Here is a 239-nt window from a genome sequence, read left to right on the forward strand (position 1 = left end):
GTCATATTCAGCAACGTCCGGGGCCTATGCGGGTCGGCTGGCACGGTTTGTTACAGCCCGTGGCCGACGGCATTAAACTGCTGACGAAAGAAGATCACATCCCCAGCGACGCCGATCGTTTCTTATTCAAACTAGCCCCTGTAGTGGCATTGGTACCGCCTTTTGTGGTGTTTGTTGCCATCCCTCTCGGGGAGCCAGTAACCATTTTTGGCACTGAAGTGATGCTCAGTCTGTCAAAT

The 239-nt window shown here is 53.1% G+C and carries 1 protein-coding gene; it reads left to right on the forward strand.

Translation table 11 applies throughout. The features are described 5' to 3' along the window. On the forward strand, positions 1–239 hold a 239-nt coding region (locus MTCD1_RS20235), incomplete at both ends, for an NADH-quinone oxidoreductase subunit H (protein ID WP_200818722.1).

The organism is Colwellia marinimaniae, assembly GCF_002207865.1.
Lineage (GTDB): Bacteria > Pseudomonadota > Gammaproteobacteria > Enterobacterales > Alteromonadaceae > Colwellia > Colwellia marinimaniae.